Here is a 16,719-nt window from a genome sequence, read left to right as displayed (position 1 = left end):
TCCTCCCCTCTAACCAAATATGCCTTGAACTACACCACTGAATCCCATGAATGAAAGGGATAGAATGGAAGCACCAATAAGTGTAATTGGAACACCCTTAAAAGCTTTAGGTATGTTAGCAGCTTCTATCTTCTGCCTCATACCAGAGAATAATACCATGGCAAGCAAGAAACCAACACCAGCCGCAAATGAGTTGGCAATAGATTCTACAAAGTTGAATTCGCTCTTAATATTCATAATAGTTACACCAAGAACAGCACAGTTTGTTGTAATCAGAGGAAGATATACGCCAAGCCCCTTATAAAGGGAAGGGATAAACTTCTTCAGGAACATTTCAAGGAACTGTACCAGTGCAGCAATAATAAGAATAAAGGCTACCGTCTGTAAATATCCAATGTTATATCGATCCAATAAAAGAATCTGAACTGGCCAGGTACAAGCTGTTGCGATAACCATAACAAAAGTTACAGCAATACCCATACCTACAGCTGAGTCAAGCTTCTTAGATACTCCAAGGAATGGGCAGATACCTAAGAATTGTGCCAATACAAAGTTGTTGACCAGAGCAACGGACATCATGATCATAAGAATTTCTTTCATTATTCACAACCCCTTTATTCTCTGAGTGGCAGGTTCCAGCCATGGCACAACCTGCACAACCAAATTCTTTCTTTTTAACTGCTTTTCCTTTAGAAATGAAGTTAATTCCTGCAACTAAGATACTGTATACGAAGAATCCACCAGGAGCAAGCATGAAAATGGACATTGGTGTAAATCCATCACCGAAAATATGAACATTGAATAATGTTCCTGCTCCAAGTAACTCTCTGATAAATCCCATACATGCAAGAGCACAGGTAAAACCGATTCCCATGCCAAGTCCATCCAGGGCTGAATCAATAACGGAATTCTTATTTGCAAACATTTCCGCTCTTCCTAATATGATGCAGTTTACTACAATCAAAGGAATAAACAATCCAAGAGCCTTATCCAGTGCCGGTGCGTATGCCTTTATTAAAAATTGCACACAAGTTACAAATCCAGCTATTACTACTATGTAACATGGGATTCTCACCTTATCCGGGATCACCCTCTTCAGCATGGAAATAACAATGTTGGAACAAATCAATACCGCAGTAGCGGAAATACCCATTCCAATCCCGTTGATAATGCTGGATGTTGTGGCCAGAGTGGGACACGTACCAAGTAATAAAACTAACGTAGGGTTTTCCTTAACGATACCCTTTGTCACGATACTAAGTTTATTCATTATTTTCACCTCCTGCAGCTTCAAACTGTGCTAAAGCTCTTTGAACAGAATGGTAAACACCATTTGAGGAAATGGTTGCACCAGTAATAGCATCCAGGTTTGTATTGTCCTTTATAGTCCCCTGTCCAATTGCATTAGCATCAGGAATTATCTCAGCTCCAGTCATACCATTATACTGGCTTAAGTATTCAGGAGTCTGGGCTTTTGTACCAAGGCCCGGTGTATCTGAGTGAGACATCACTTTAACCCCTGTAATGGCCCCTTTGGCGTCAATACCCACCATTACAGTAATTAGACCGCCGTAGCTATTAGCAGTTGCTGTGATTGCAGCACCTGCACCATTATTTGCAATGTAAAAATCTACTATACCGTCCTGAAGTTTTCCCGTATATGGGGTAAATGTATCTGCTTTTGGCAGAACCACAGTTCTGGTCTGGTCTGCAGTCTTTGCCGTAATGGATTCAATTAGAGGTAATGTAATAGCATATACCTGAGATAAAGCAATAGAAACAACCAGACATATAATAACTAATACTAACGAAGGTTTTATATGTTCGTTAAAAGTTGAATTTCCCATTATTTCTTCACACCTCCAAACATTCTCCTTTCACAGAAGTTATCAATGTGTGGAGTTATGATATTCATTAGAAGAATAGCAAAAGACACACCTTCTGGATAAGAACCGAATAATCGGATAATCATGGTGAAAAATCCGCATCCAATCCCAAAAATCAGTTTTCCAAGGGGCAGCATAGGAGATGTAGCATAATCAGTTGCCATAAAGAAAGCTCCTATCATAACCCCCCTGCCATAATGTGAAATATTGGGTCCTGGCCTGCAGCAAATGCTATAACAGCAACTGTTGCAATGAAGGATACAGGAATAATTGGTGATATGATCCTCCTCCAGATTAAAAACAGTCCGCCAATTAACAACGCAATGGCACTGACTTCACCCATAGACCCACCGATAAATCCTAAAAATACCTCTGTGTTTGAAGGAAGTGCCGCTGTTCCTTCTTTTAACATGCCAAGAGGGGTTGGCCCTGTGACCACATCAGCTATCTGCTGTCCTCTTGGTAACGGCCATGTGGTCATTTGTGTGGTAAAGGAAAGTAAAAGAACAATTCTTGCAGTAATGGCCGGATTAGCAACATTTTGCCCTAATCCTCCAAATAAACCTTTTACAATGACAATTGCCACGAAACAACCAATAATAGCTATTATGTAGGATAAGTTTGAAGGTACATTAAATGCGAGAAGTACACCTGTTACAACTGCGCTTAAATCTCCAATAGTCTGCGCTCTTTGTGTAATCTTATTGAAAAGATATTCAAAGGCTACACAAGCGATAATACAGACTAAAGTAAGTGTGATAACTCTGAACCCGAAAACATAAGTACTTACAAGAAATGAAGGTACTAATGCCAGAATAACAGTTCCCATGATTCTGGATGTATCTACCTCGCTGACTAAATGAGGCGCTGATGATACGATTAAGTTGTCATATGCTTTATTTCCCATTGTTACTTTGTGCCTCCTTTAATATTGCTTTCCCAAGCTTATTGTTAAAGCTCAGAGGTCTTCTTGCAGGGCAAATATAGGAACAGCTTCCACATTCCATACACTGCATAACCTTGAATCGTTCTAATGCTTCTGCATCTTTTCTCTGAACTGCTGACGAAAGAGCTGTAGGCATCAGCTTGAATGGACAGGCCTTGTAACATCTGCCGCAGTTGATGCAGGCAGTTTCTTCTTTAACCCAAGCCTGTTCTCCCGCAAAAGCAAGAATGGCATTATTGTTTTTAATGACAGGCATTTGATCTGTAAAAATGGCACGGCCCATCATTGGACCTCCCATTAAAATTTTCTTAGGTTCCTCTTTATATCCGCCACAAAATTCTATAACATCGGCAATCTTGGTTCCAATAGGACACATAACATTTGCAGGCCTTGATACCGCATTACCATCAACCGTTATTCTTTTGTTGATAAGTGGTATACCATCTTTAAAGTGCTGTCCGAGAAATGCGATTGATGTAACGTTTGACAGGATAATTCCCAGCTCAGCAGGAAGGACACCAGCATCCATGGTCTTTCCAGTCACTTCATATACCATAACTCTTTCTGCACCCTGAGGATATCTTGATCTAAGAGGCACAACCTTAATATTAGGACTGCCTTTCTGTATGATCATATTGTTTATAGCTTCAATAGCATCTGGCTTGTTATCTTCTATACCAATAAATCCTTCTTCCAGTTCAAGAAACTTCATTACCAACAGCATTCCACTAATGATATTTTCTGTTTCTTCCAACATAAGCCTGTGGTCGGAAGTAATAAATGGTTCACATTCTGCTCCATTCACAATCAGTGTAGTCACTTCGTCAATGTTTTTCGGATTATATTTAATATGAGTTGGAAAGGATGCTCCTCCCAAACCAACCAGTCCACTGGTTCTTACAGCTTTTACAAATTCTTTTCTGTTGTTAACCTTTGGAACCTGAATTCCATCCCATAATTCTTGTTTCTTATCTGCTTCTATAATAACAATGGTATCATTCCCGCCATTGCCAGAACGTACCCCTTCAATTCCTGTGACTATACCTGAGACACTAGAATGAATCGGTACACTTACAAAAGCATCTGTATCACCTATAGGCTGCCCCACTTTAACGTAATCGCCTTTTGCCACAAGAGGCTTACATGGTGTTCCTATATGCTGAGACATGGAGATATAAACAAAATCAGGAATGGGCATTATTTCTGTTTCACATCCAGCAGTATACTTATTATGCTGCACGTGTATGCTTTGTAAATGTTTTTTCTTCTCGGTCATATTACTCTTCCTTCCTATAAATTATAAAAGTGATGCTTCATCGCAGCACTTTTTTAAAAATCACTCTACCCTTCCACGTTCTACGCTATCATATTTCAACGTTTTTCTCCAATAGAAAACGGTTATCGCGCTATAAGTTTTTTTGATAGATATGGCTAACACTATTGAATTTACAGAAAACTTGTGTTAAAGTAAATACAGTTACACCTTATATTTCTATTAATATGATTTATTAATTTGTGTATGATTTTAAAAATAACAGCTTTAATCATGCAATTTTACATGATTTTTCAGCTTAATACCACGGAGAAATTTTATGAATATAAACCACTTAAGATACTTCCAGGAAGTATGCAAATATAATAACATTACTAAGGCCTCAGAAGCTGTCCATGTTTCACAGCCGTCCATTACAGCTGCTATTAAAGAACTGGAAAATGAACTAGGCTATCAGCTCTTTAACCGGGTAAATAACCGGATATCTTTAACAGATGATGGTTCCTCTTTTCTTGCTAAGGCAAAGAACTTCATTAATGCCTATGATAACTTTCATAAAGAAGCATTAGATATAGGGGATAAAACTCATGTGGTTCTTAAAGTAGGTATCCCTCCAGTTCTTGGAACATTTATGTTCAAAAAATTCTTTCCGGCTTTCGAACAGCAGTATCCAAATATAAGATTGCAAATGTTTGAAATAGGCACAATCTCAGGTTTAAAACGATTAAACGAAGGCGGACTTGATTTTTTACTGGGTGCTATGGATGACACCGTTTATCCGCAATGTGATTCCAGATTGATTTTCAGAACAAAATTCGGTCTGGCAGTGGGAGCGGACAGTCCTCTTGCTAAAAAAACTTTTGCAAGCAAAGAAATGATTTGCCGTCAGCCATTCATTATATTTCCAAATGGCTCCTATCACTATACTGCTATAACAGAACACTTTAAAGAGCATCCTCTCAATATCATTATGGAAGCAAGTCAGATCTCTACCATTAGATATATAGTAGAAAATAATTTTGCAGTTACCATTACCTATCAGGAAAGCTTTGATGCTTCTGCAAAAATTGTTCATGTCCCATTAGAAGAACCTATTAATGCAAACGTAAGTGTTCTTTGGAGAAAAAATGCATACGTTTCTAATGCCATGAAGGCTTTTATTGCATATACTTCAACCATTGAAAATCAAAACCAGCCCAAAGTTGAATCTTTCTGGGATTAACGATAAAATCAGCCCAAAGACATTGTTTTAAATTAGAATATCCGGATTTTGCCACACAGTGCGGTTCAAATGCTTTTTGTTCCGCACTTTTTTATGTTGGCATACCTTTCATTTAAAACATTCCTGAGCTGACTTTTTTAGATTTCCCGAATATTAAGCCTGCTTACATTGCTATTTTTTAAATATTTCAAAACACCTGCTGAAACCGAATCCATATCTTCCATACCCGTGATATAAATATCCAGCCTGTGTTCCTGGCAAATATTTAAAATCAGGTGAATGAATGCGTTCACAACCTGTACATCCGGTATTTTTGTGCTTCTTTCTGCTTCTATATCCGTAAAGATATCTGGTTGTATATATCCAAGGGCACTAAGCATATTCTCATTTAATATCTTTCCACATTTCAGCTGTTTTTGTGCAAAAAGTTTCCCAGCTACATCAGCCATCCAAAAATACTGAACATCCTTGATGCAGATAGTCTGTATCTGAATAGCTGAGTCGTTCTGTGTCTGAGTCTCAGGTTCCTGGTTTTGTTTAAGCTCTGCAAATTTACTGCGCAGTTTCTCTGACGGCTGGATCCCAAGTCTGCTTGCAAGTCTATCACGAAATGAGTTATAAAATAGTATTCCTGCCCCGCGTTTCCCGATTTTCATATAAAGCATTATTATTTTTACTGCCACTTCTTCATCATATGGATCTATATCCAGAATCTCTTTCAGGATATTCAGGCATTCTTCTATGTTACTTTCTCTTTCATATAGTTCTGCCAGTCTCTTTAGAATTTGTACTCTGAAATTTTCAAAACGGGTTCTCTGGAATATGATGATTTCATTAAAATCTTCACAATTGTTGTAATAGCAGCCCTCCAGGAATTCTCCAGTAAACATATTTTTTAATTTTAACAACTTTGCAATGGAGTCGGAATCCTGGGGTTTAAAATTCATAATGTCCAGAATATCGCACCGAAAATCGTAATTAGCGTTTACACCGCAATGTTCCTTGTCTATAAAAAGAAACTCTTCATTGCTGGCACTTGTTCCAATATTTTTTTTGATTAACCACAAATTATACCGCAGGTTATTTTTAGCAGCTTCCTCCGAACTATCGGGCCAAAGGTAATCTAGAATTCTTTCCCGGCTTAAGTATTTGTCCTGATTTATGATAAGCAGACATATCAAAGCAATGGTTTTGTTTCTAAAACTTTCAACCACACTTTTACCATTATATTCTATTCTTGTTTTTCCTAAAAAATATAGATTGAGCATAATTGCAACTTCCATTCTTTGTCTAGCCTAAAGTATTGTAAAGAATATCTCCAGACTTAATCGTGGCTATTACTTTTACCTGATTCAACATGTCATGAGGTGTGGAAAGAATATCCTGGTCAAGCATAACAATATCCGCAGTTTTCCCCACTTCAAGCGTTCCTTTCTCCTTTTCTGCAAAGATAGCATAAGCCGCTTTACATGTATACAGTTCTAATGCTTCATATACACTGATCTGATGCTGTTTAACAGGATGATTAACTGCTGCGGAAATACCAATCATTGGATTGTACTCCGTTATGTCACTGTCAGACCCTCCTGTAAGACATACACCCTGATCAATAATTTCCCTGAACATGTTTGTCTTTACGTAATTGTCTCCCAGACGCTGTCGATACATTTTGTCTGTTCCTCCCCAATACGCTTCATAAGTAGGATTCATAGAAAAAATAATTCCCATTTCCTTCGCCTTGCGTATGTGTTCTGCATTGGCAAGTTCTACATGTTCCAGCCGATGCCTCAGTCCTGTTATGCCTGTTTGATACAGTGCATCTTCGTGTGCCTTCAGCGCAGCTCCGATGGCTCTGTCACCAATCGTATATAAAGATAACTGGAGATGATTTTTATAACACTCCAGTACAAATTCATTTAATTCACTTTGAGTATATCTCAGGCTTCCCATTGTTCCAGGCCGGTCTGCATATTCAAAAGATAACGCTGCCGTTCTGGCACCCATGGTCCCGTCTACATAAAAACTTCCACCAATACGTTTTAAATTCATACGTTTTATCTTTTCTACATCCAGTGATTGATAAAAAAGTGCCATATCTACAGGAAATTCGCTTCCGTATTCATAGATAAAATCCGCATCCTTATCGCTGTACATGTAACCACCTTCCATAGCGTTTACAGTGGTAATGCCCGTTCCAAGAAGCCCGGGGATAATATCCAGAACAGCTTCTTTTCTCACTTTATCTGTTATACCATCCAGTATGTTGGTTCGCAGCACTGCATTTGCCTTTCCTCTGAACAGCCCTGTAGCCACGCTCTGACCATCCTTTTCTACCCCTTCCATATTGAATGGGACTTTATAATATAAAAGTCCGTAGGTATTCAGCATGCTAACCTGATAATCCAAACAGTTAATCCATACTGCAACGTCATTACAATATCGGTCTAGCGCCAGACGATCAGGAAATTTCTTTTCTTTGAGCTGCTCAACCTGAAGACGCATACCGATTATACTTTGACCTGGCTTTTCGGCCGCTGCTCTATGAATCATTTCTCCTATTTCTTCAAAACTGTGGACTCCACTTAAATCAATTCGCCTTGCATTTAAAGCTGTCTGTACAACATGGAAATGGCTGTCGATAAACCCTGGCAGAACAGTATTGCCTCCGGCATCAATTATGACCGTATTTTCAGAAACCAGCTCACAATATGCAGTATTCATTCCCAAGGCAAGAATTGTTCCATTATGAACAGCAATCCAATCTGATGTATCACCATTCTTCATTGTTAAACATTTTGCATTTTTTATAATTATATCTGCATGCATTATTTGCTCCTCCAGCCATTTCCCATAGTTTTTCATTATATAAATTTAATTTTTAAAATACTCTTTTTCCTGCAATATAAGTTTGTTTTACTTTAATATCTTTTAGCTCCATTTCATCAATGGTAAACGGATTTCGATCTAACACTACTAAGTCAGCAAACTTGCCTACCTCCAGAGTTCCTAAATAATCCTGCTGACCCGTTGCATAGTGGACATTCTTTGTAAATAATTCAATTGCTTCATATACTGATAGTTTTTCCTCTGGCCTGTAACCACCTGCCGGTTTTCCATCTTTATCACAACGTGCCACAGCAGAAAATATTCCAGCAATAGGATCATAAGTTTCAACAGGACAATCAGAACCTCCAGTCTGTATCATCCCTGCATCCTTTAAGGTCTTCCATGCATAGGCACCTTTTGCTCTCTGGCTGCCAATTCGTTCCTCAACCCAATGGGCATCTGTACCGATAAACACGGGTTGTATGTCAAGGATTAAGGGAAGCTTTTTCATACGTTCCAAAAGTGCATCGTTAATCATCTGTACGTGAATGATTCTAAATGGCAGACGTTGCTTTTGTTCGTCTTCCGTCATTCCTTTTGCTCTGGTTATGCGTAAAGTTTCTTCTATGGCAGTAAGGGTCATATCAAGGGCGCGGTCGCCGATTGCATGAATAGCAGGTTGAAGTCCATTTTCATAAGCTTTTAGAACTTTATCGTTTAGTTCTTCCTGTCCGCAGACAACAAATCCCCTATTATCCGGATTATCACTGTAAGGTTCCTGTAGCGCTGCAGATCTGGATCCAAGAGAACCATCCGAAAATATTTTATACCCGCCAAACTGAACCAGCCTGAAAGGGTCATTCTTCTGCTCTGGGGTTAAATCTTCTGGTGTAAATAATTCATCCAGATACACGGTCACACGTACCGGCAGTTCATTTTCTTTATCAAGCCTGCCATATGTATCAATGTCTTCATTGTAACGCCAAATTTTTGCGGCATATGTATGAATGGCAGTCACACCTTTAGATGACATATCCCCCAGGACTTTCAGGAAAATCCTCCTTTTTTCAGCCTCATCTGAAAGAGGATCTGGAATTATTTCATCAAATACCTTGGTACTCTGCTCTCTCAAAATTCCATTAGGCATTCCATCCTCATCAAATTCTACAATGCCTCCCGGGCCTCCATCATACCCAATTCCTACACCAGCAAGTTCCAGTGCCTTAGTATTAGCCACAATAGCATGGAGGCAGCACCTTCTGATTACAATCGGGTGCACAGTGCTGACCTGATCCAGGTCTTTTCTTGTAGGGAAGCGGTTTTCTTTAAACTTTGTCTGGTCAAAATTTGACCCTTTAATCCAGCTTCCTTCTGGTGTTTTCTCTGCCTTTTCCTTCATCAGTGCAATCATTTCATCCATACTTTTAGCCTGTTCCAAATTAACCGTGGTCTGGTTCTGGCAGTAAGCATACATATGCATATGAGAATCCGCCATTCCGGGTATCACTGCACGATTTTCCAGATCAACCGTATTAGCACTGCTATAGTTGTTTGCTTCCTGATTGCTTCCGGCAAATACGATTTTGCCATCTTTTATACCTAAGGCTTCAACTGTTTTTCCCTCTTGCTCCATTGTATATATAATTCCGTTTTTAAGCAATACATCTAACTCCATTATTTTTCCCCCCTAATTTTCTGCTTGTGTTTTCATTGCCTCTTTATCTGTTTTTACCCCATCTGGCAAAGAGTCTTCTTTCCAAACAAATATACCTGTTATAGCATAAAATGCTGCTATTATTGGCACTGCCCAGCACAATACAGTATACGGTGCATACTTAAGCGGGCTCACACCAAGCACACCGGAAAAGTACACGGCACCAAGAGACCAAGGCAGCAATGGGTCCAGACAGATCCCGGAGTGTTCCAGAGTTCTTGAGGCAACGGTTCTTTTAATTCCAAGTTTATCGTAACCTGCAATAAACATTCTTCCTGGAATCAGGATGCAGACGTATGGACTTGCTGTTGCCATAACTGTTGCCATTCCAGCTAACATATGAGTTAAAATCAAATTTCGTGCATTCCCTGTAACAGACTTGGCACTGAACAGCAGGGTATCAAGCACTCCTGTTTTCTCCAGAATTCCTCCATAAGACAGACCCAGATAACCAATAGATACAGTCCACATCATTGACTGTAGTCCTCCTCTGTTCAAAAGCTTGTCCACATCTATATTTCCCGTATCTATCACATAGCCATAATTCATATATTTCATCATGTCAGTCAGGTGATACCCCTGAAATACAATAGCAATTGCCATTCCTACCAATGCACTGATTACAATGGTTGCCAAAGCATTAAATTTTCTCAGAGCCAGAACCACAACCAGAAGCATTGGTATTAAACTGATGATTGCATAAATTGGCGTCACATTAAAATTAGAACTCAAAACGGAAAGTAACGTATCTACTTCATGGCTGTCAATCTGCCCCTTAGCGTACTTCATTCCCAGAAAAACTGCTGCTACTAATGCCAGTATGTACCCTGGTATAGTTGCAGTTGCTACACTTTTAATATGTGCAAAAACATTAACTTCACATGTTGCGGAAGATAAGTTTACAGTATCAGAAATCGGAGATAATTTATCACCAAAAATAGCTCCGGAGATAACAGCACCCGCTGTCATAGCAGGGTCGACCCCAAGACCGCTTCCAATTCCCATAAGCGCCACTCCAAAGGTTGCGGCTGTACCCCAGGATGTTCCTGTTGCAAGACAGGATATAGAACAGACCAGAATAGTGGTCAGTAAAAAAACGGATGGTGAGATAATCTGCACACCATAGTAAATCAATGATGGGATTGTCCCTGCTGCAATCCATGCAGGAATCATAACTCCGATGAACATTAGAATCATCATTGATATAGTTGCTATTTTAGTTCCATGAATAATTCCTTCCTCAATAAGCGCTATCGGTGTTTTGTTAAAAACTGCAAGCAATACTACTGCAAATGCTGCGGAAAAGATCAGTGTCATATGCACATCAGGTGATCCTATGGTAATAAGCTGCACAGCAAAACTTCCAAATAAAAACAATACAATTATTAGCGATATTGCTAAAGATGGTTTCTTAAAATTTTGGTCCATTTTTTGCTTCCTCCTTTGGAAAAGTGATTATATTTTTTCTTCATTATACTTATGAACCATTTCTGCACCTGTGTTTTTTGTCTTCTTTCCAGAAGTATTTCTGTTTTTTATTTGTTACTTTTTCATTTATTGAATTATTCTGCAACACTTTTGCAACAGTTTGTGTTTTTTTGAAGTAAGTATTTACCTGTAAATTTGTAAGATTTCTTTAATTGATATGTACTAAACAAAAAAATAATTGGTATATAAGTGTATTTTATCACTTATATACCAATTATTGAGTTATATTGTTTTAATGTTATTTTTTATACAGTATTCGAATGGAATTCATTACACACAGCATTGCAACTCCTGAATCTGCAAAAACTGCCATCCACATTGATGCCAGACCTACAAGCCCTAAAATCATAACCAGGGCCTTCACAAATAAAGCAAATATTACATTTTGTACGGCTATTTTATTTGTATTTCTTGCGATGGCGATTGCCTGAGGCACTGCCTCCATACTGGAAGTCATAAACACAACATCTGCTGCTTCTATAGCGGCATCTGCACCGCTTCCCATGGCGGCTCCCACATCTGCCCCTGCTAAAACCGGAGCATCATTGATTCCATCTCCGATAAACATTACCTGCCCATATTGTTTTCTGAATTCCTGCAGGATTCTCAATTTATCATCTGGCAAAAGCTTTGCAAAGACTTTATCAATCCCAATCGCTTCAGCAACTGCATTGGCTCCTGCTTCTCCGTCACCGGTCAGCATGGCCGTGATAATGTGGTCAGCTTTTAATTTCTGTACTGCGGAAAAAGAATCTTTTTTAATGGAATCGGCTACAATTAAGGAACCTATAAACTGGTTATTCAGGGCTAACAGCACCTCACTTCCCATGATTGAGTTTTGGTATCCTGTGATATCCACTCCCCCATCTGACAATAGCTCCCGGTTTCCACAAAGAACAGTACCTGCATTTAGTATAGCCCTTATACCTTTCCCTGCGATTTCCTCAATACTTCTTGGTTCTTCAGGGATAATGCCATACTTCTGAGCTTCATTTACTATACTCACTCCTATGGGATGGGTAGACCGCAGTTCGCAGCTTGCTGCCAGTGACAAAAGGTATTCTTCTATATCTTTTTTTGAAACCCCGGCAGGTCTGGATTGTATCCCGTCCAGCACCCTGGATTTTTCCTGATTTTCAGTCGCTGAACCGTCCGCTGAAACTCCTGATGTCATATATGAAATCAGGTTTCCAGAACAAATTACGTTTTGAACAGCAAACTCGCCTTTTGTCAGAGTTCCCGTTTTATCCATAACAACCGCTTTAACATTTTTCAATGCTTCCAGGGAAACTCCTCCTTTAAATAAAATCCCCAGTTTGGATCCGGCTCCTATCCCCGAGAAAAATGCCAGTGGTACACTAAGAACCAATGCGCAAGGGCAGCTTATAACAAGAAAAGTCAGTGCCGTATAGATCCAATGCTGCCATTCTCCTGTCACAAGAGATGGAATAACAGCCGTTGCTGCTGCCAGAATAACTACAAAAGGAGTATAAACCCTTGCAAATTTCGTAATAAATTTATCAATTGTGGGTTTGCTTGCTGCCGCATTTTCTACAGAATCAAGGATTCTGCTGACCATAGAATTTTCTAAAGTTTTCTGCACTTTTATTTTTATTGCTCCAGATGTATTGATACATCCAGAAACTACTGGAACCTGAGGACCAACTTTTACTGGCACCGGTTCTCCTGTAATTGGAGACGTATCAATTCTGCTTTCTCCTTCTATGACTACTCCATCCAAAGGGATTCTGTCTCCTGGCTTTACTACTAAAATATCATCTATCTCTGCATCTGCTGCAGCAATTTCTTTTATGGTATTACCTATCACTAAAGATACGGTTTCGGGGCGAAGGTCCACCGCATCCATAATCTGGCTACGACTTCTTTCTACGGCCTTCTCTTCAAAAAATTCACCGATTCGGAAGAATAACATGACTCCTACAGCTTCAGGATATTCCTGTATTGCAAAAGCGCCAATGGTAGCAATACTCATAAGGAAATTTTCATCAAAAATCTGGCCTTTACCTATATTTTTAATGGCAGTTATTACTATCTGCCCTCCAAGAATCAAATATGCCACTACGAAGCTTGCAATCCACCACTGCTCCATAAAATCTGCCCGTTTCATAATGATGCCAGCTGCAAAAAATACTGCTCCCGCAACTATAATATGAAGATCTGTAATTTTGTTAAATATAGTCTGACTGCTTTTTTTATGCTCTGCTTCTCCATGCTGGCTATGCTTATGGTCATGATTATGATTATGATTTTGATCATGATTATGCCCATAACTATGTTCATGTTGATCCTCATGTTGGTGACCCGGTTCATGATTGTGCTCATGATCCCCACAGCAGGTGCAGCCCCCTTGTTCACAGTCTTCACTTTGTCTGACTGCTCTTATTTTATCAGGATTTATTCTTTTTGGTTCCTTCTGGCTGATGAGCACATTATTCTCTACTGTATTGGCCAGCCTTGTCATTTCTTCTAAAAGAGCATCCGGATCTTCAGCTGTAACTCTTAATTGTTTTGTAGCAAATGTGATTGTTGCCGATTCTACTTCAGGTATCCGGGCAATCAATCGTTCAATTTTAGCTGCACAATTGGCGCAGTCAATATTCTCTATGTTATAAACTTTTTTCATAAGCATCCTCCTTTACTGTGATGTTTTATCTGCACTTTATATTAAATGTCCTGTCTACTATATCGTGAACCAAAGCTGCTTCTTCCGTATCAGCCAATGTATAATAAGTTTCTTTCCCAACTCTTCTGCTGATTATCAGTCCTGACTGTTTTAGTAAGCGCAAGTGATGAGAGACCGCAGGAGAACTCATTTCAATTGCTGCTGCAATATTTACCACACAATCCTCGCTATGGCAAAGCAGCCATAATATTTTTAACCTGGTACTGTCACTTATCATCTGAAAAGTACTGGCTGTTTGTTCAAATATAACTGGTTCAGGCTTGCTAGCTATGAAATCTGCTGTTTTGCTTCCATGATTATGAGGCAGTTCAATATGTAATGGGCATTCCAGACATTTGCATTTTTTTTCTTCCTGATTATTCATATATAACTCCTTATTATATTTTAATTAAGTTAATAAATTGTTTTATCATTAAACGATTAAGCAATCGTTTAATTGTAGTATAAATAAAATTCCCTACTGTGTCAATAGGGAATTTCATTTATATTTTAAAATTACTTTGTCTTAAATTTTACAATTAATTCTTTTAACAAATTTGCCTGGCTGGAGAGTTCTTCACTGGCCGCTGCGGTTTCTTCTGCAGTAGCTGAGTTTGTTTGTACAACTGTAGAAATCTGATCTACGCCAACCGTCACCTGGCCCATGAATGCAGCCTGTCTGTCACTTGCGTCTGATATCTCGTCTATTACTGCGGCTGACTCTTTTGTGTTTGCTACGATTTTTTCTAATGAGGAAGCAGTGTCTGTAACGATCTTTGTTCCATTTTCCACTGCAGAAATGGCCGTTTCAATTAGTGCTGTAGTGTCCTTTGCTGCATTTCCACTCTTGGCTGCCAAATTTCGTACCTCATCTGCCACAACAGCAAAACCCTTTCCGGCTTCTCCTGCCCGTGCGGCTTCTACTGCAGCATTTAAAGCAAGAATATTGGTTTGGAAAGCGATATCATCAATCGCCTTTATGATATTGCTGATCTGATTTGATGCGCTTCTGATTTCCTCCATAGCCATTACCATTCTGGTCATTTGCTGATTTCCATGGTCAACTTCCAATTCTGATTCTGTGGAAATTCTTCTTGCTTCTCCTGCATTTTGTGCACTCTTTTTAATACCCTCTGAAATTTCCATGATTGTGGCAGACAATTCCTGAACAGAACTGGCCTGTTGCATAGAACCCTGGGACAGTTGCTGCGCTCCCTGTGCTAACTGCTCAGAACCAGTAGCAACCTGGTCAGCCGAAACTGCAATTTCCGAAAAAGTCTTAATAAATGTTTTTTGAATATTTAGCAGGGCTGTTTTTATTTTGGAGAATTCCCCTGCATATTCCTGAGTTAACTCAAAAGTTAGATTTCCAGAAGCCATTTCTCCCAGAATATATGATATTTCATCAATATATTTTATGTATTCCCTCAGTCTCACAACAGTTTTATCTAATCCTTCAGCCACCTGCCCGGTTTCATCCATAGTCTTTCTATCTACCTTTACGTCCAAATCTCCATCTGCAATCTGATGTGCATTGACAGCCAGCCGTTTAAGAGGTTTTACAATTCCCCTTGAAATGATAACTATTATCAATGACAGGAAAACCAAGGCTGCTGCAAAGATTCCCAGACTTACTTTCATTAATACCTTGTAATCCTGATAGAACTCTTTTTCAGGTAAAGAAGATAGTACAGTCCATCCAGTATTACCAATCAGACTCATATATCCATAAACCTGTTCTCCATCTTTTGTGTACTTCATATAGCCTTCCTTATGCTTTTGAAAAGCTTCAAATACTTGATCGGATAGGCCTATTTCTTTTACATTTTTCATTATGTTATCTGTATTTTTATCATAGATTACGGAGCCATCAGCTGATAAAAAGATAAAGAATCCTGTATCTCCTAAGGTATAACTTGCCATAATCTTTTCCAGATTGTCTAAAGCAATATCTATACCTACTGCCCCTATCATTTCTTTAGTAACACTATCATATACAGGCGCTGCAGCAGTTACTACTAATTTACCAGAAGCATCATCCTTATACGGCTGGGTCAGAATAGGTGCTTTTTTTTCCTGTAACAATACATACCATGGCCTTGCGGTTATATCCCTAGTGGTACTGGTGATTAACCCATCATCCTGAACAGCCTGGCCAGAATCAAAATCTACCACCCAGGCCCAGAAAATATTTTCTGGATCCATTGCTTTGAGATTAACTAAAGTATTTATTAATTGAGTATAATTTTCACTTGGGGTTACGCTTCCCCACGTTACATTTTTAAAAATTGGCTGCAGTTGAGGATCGACAGAAAATGTCTGTACCAGTTTTAAATATTCTGTAAAGAAGTTCTCAACCTGATACGAAGCTTGTTTTGAATTAGCAGAAAGATTTTCAGCTGTTGAGGTTTCTACGTTTGATTTCACCAAAGAAAAAATGCTGACCAGCAAAATACATAAACAAAGGGTTACCGGAATAATAACTCCAACTAAAAATTTGAATAATATACTTCTTTTTGCAATATTCATACTGTATCTTCCTTTCTTGCAAGACTGTTGTTTTCAGAATTTTTTGTATGTTTCCTATATCTTATATTAATCAGATTATTTTGTCTATATATATTTTTCCATATTTCTACAATATCTTACATCATTGATCGATAAAATCCACATAAAAAACT

Annotated in this window: 12 protein-coding genes and 1 pseudogene; 1 reads left to right on the top strand and 12 read right to left on the bottom strand. The window is 38.8% G+C overall.

The window, feature by feature from the left end; all coding sequences use genetic code 11:
• Positions 1-9 precede the first annotated feature (9 nt).
• The 5 genes and pseudogenes from rsxA to rsxC form a co-directional block, all read right to left on the bottom strand.
• Positions 10-600, bottom strand: a complete 591-nt coding sequence (gene rsxA / locus Ami3637_RS08250) for an electron transport complex subunit RsxA (protein ID WP_162362161.1) — start codon at positions 598-600, stop codon at positions 10-12.
• The gene (rsxE, locus tag Ami3637_RS08245; RefSeq protein WP_162362160.1) at positions 503-1,270 is read right to left on the bottom strand and encodes an electron transport complex subunit RsxE; all 768 of its coding nucleotides are present in this window, start codon (positions 1,268-1,270) and stop codon (positions 503-505) included. Before rsxE ends, rsxA begins: the two co-directional genes overlap by 98 nt.
• Positions 1,263-1,847, bottom strand: coding sequence for an RnfABCDGE type electron transport complex subunit G (locus tag Ami3637_RS08240; RefSeq protein ID WP_162362159.1), 585 nt, complete (start codon positions 1,845-1,847; stop codon positions 1,263-1,265). The genes rsxE and Ami3637_RS08240 overlap by 8 nt, the downstream gene beginning before the upstream one ends.
• Positions 1,847-2,715, bottom strand: a pseudogene (locus tag Ami3637_RS08235) (RnfABCDGE type electron transport complex subunit D). The gene Ami3637_RS08240 and the pseudogene Ami3637_RS08235 overlap by 1 nt, the downstream one beginning before the upstream one ends.
• Positions 2,716-2,782: 67 nt before the next feature.
• Entirely contained in the window at positions 2,783-4,108 is a 1,326-nt protein-coding gene (gene rsxC, locus Ami3637_RS08230) for an electron transport complex subunit RsxC (RefSeq protein ID WP_162362158.1), read from the bottom strand.
• A 316-nt stretch (positions 4,109-4,424) separates the two neighbouring features.
• On the opposite strand from rsxC, the gene Ami3637_RS08225 reads away from it, so the two are divergent.
• Positions 4,425-5,327 carry a LysR family transcriptional regulator gene (locus Ami3637_RS08225; RefSeq protein ID WP_162362157.1) on the top strand — a complete coding sequence of 301 codons (903 nt, stop codon included), beginning with the start codon at positions 4,425-4,427 and terminating at the stop codon, positions 5,325-5,327.
• A 137-nt stretch (positions 5,328-5,464) separates the two neighbouring features.
• Here the strand turns inward: Ami3637_RS08225 and Ami3637_RS08220 are convergent, their stop codons facing one another.
• The 7 genes from Ami3637_RS08220 to Ami3637_RS08190 form a co-directional block, all read right to left on the bottom strand.
• Positions 5,465-6,610, bottom strand: coding sequence for an AfsR/SARP family transcriptional regulator (locus tag Ami3637_RS08220; RefSeq protein WP_162362156.1), 1,146 nt, complete (start codon positions 6,608-6,610; stop codon positions 5,465-5,467).
• A 7-nt stretch (positions 6,611-6,617) separates the two neighbouring features.
• Positions 6,618-8,153 (bottom strand): amidohydrolase, encoded by a 1,536-nt coding sequence (locus Ami3637_RS08215; protein ID WP_162362155.1) that lies wholly within the window; start codon positions 8,151-8,153, stop codon positions 6,618-6,620.
• Between the two features lie 52 nt (positions 8,154-8,205).
• Complete coding sequence (locus Ami3637_RS08210) at positions 8,206-9,828, bottom strand: amidohydrolase (protein ID WP_162362154.1); 1,623 nt, start codon at positions 9,826-9,828, stop codon at positions 8,206-8,208.
• 12 nt (positions 9,829-9,840) lie between these two features.
• On the bottom strand, positions 9,841-11,295 hold the full coding sequence (gene nhaC / locus Ami3637_RS08205) for a Na+/H+ antiporter NhaC (protein WP_162362153.1): 1,455 nt from the start codon (positions 11,293-11,295) through the stop codon (positions 9,841-9,843).
• Positions 11,296-11,593: 298 nt separating this feature from the next.
• Positions 11,594-13,999 (bottom strand): heavy metal translocating P-type ATPase, encoded by a 2,406-nt coding sequence (locus Ami3637_RS08200; protein WP_162362152.1) that lies wholly within the window; start codon positions 13,997-13,999, stop codon positions 11,594-11,596.
• Between the two features lie 25 nt (positions 14,000-14,024).
• Entirely contained in the window at positions 14,025-14,423 is a 399-nt protein-coding gene (locus Ami3637_RS08195; protein WP_162362151.1) for an ArsR/SmtB family transcription factor, read from the bottom strand.
• Between the two features lie 131 nt (positions 14,424-14,554).
• Positions 14,555-16,567 (bottom strand): methyl-accepting chemotaxis protein, encoded by a 2,013-nt coding sequence (locus tag Ami3637_RS08190; protein WP_162362150.1) that lies wholly within the window; start codon positions 16,565-16,567, stop codon positions 14,555-14,557.
• Positions 16,568-16,719: the final 152 nt, after the last annotated feature.

Source organism: Aminipila terrae (assembly GCF_010120715.1).
GTDB classification, from domain to species: Bacteria; Bacillota; Clostridia; order Peptostreptococcales; family Anaerovoracaceae; genus Aminipila; species Aminipila terrae.
The sequence above is the reverse complement of the archived record's forward strand: the minus strand, read 5'-3'. Positions and strand labels throughout refer to the sequence as shown.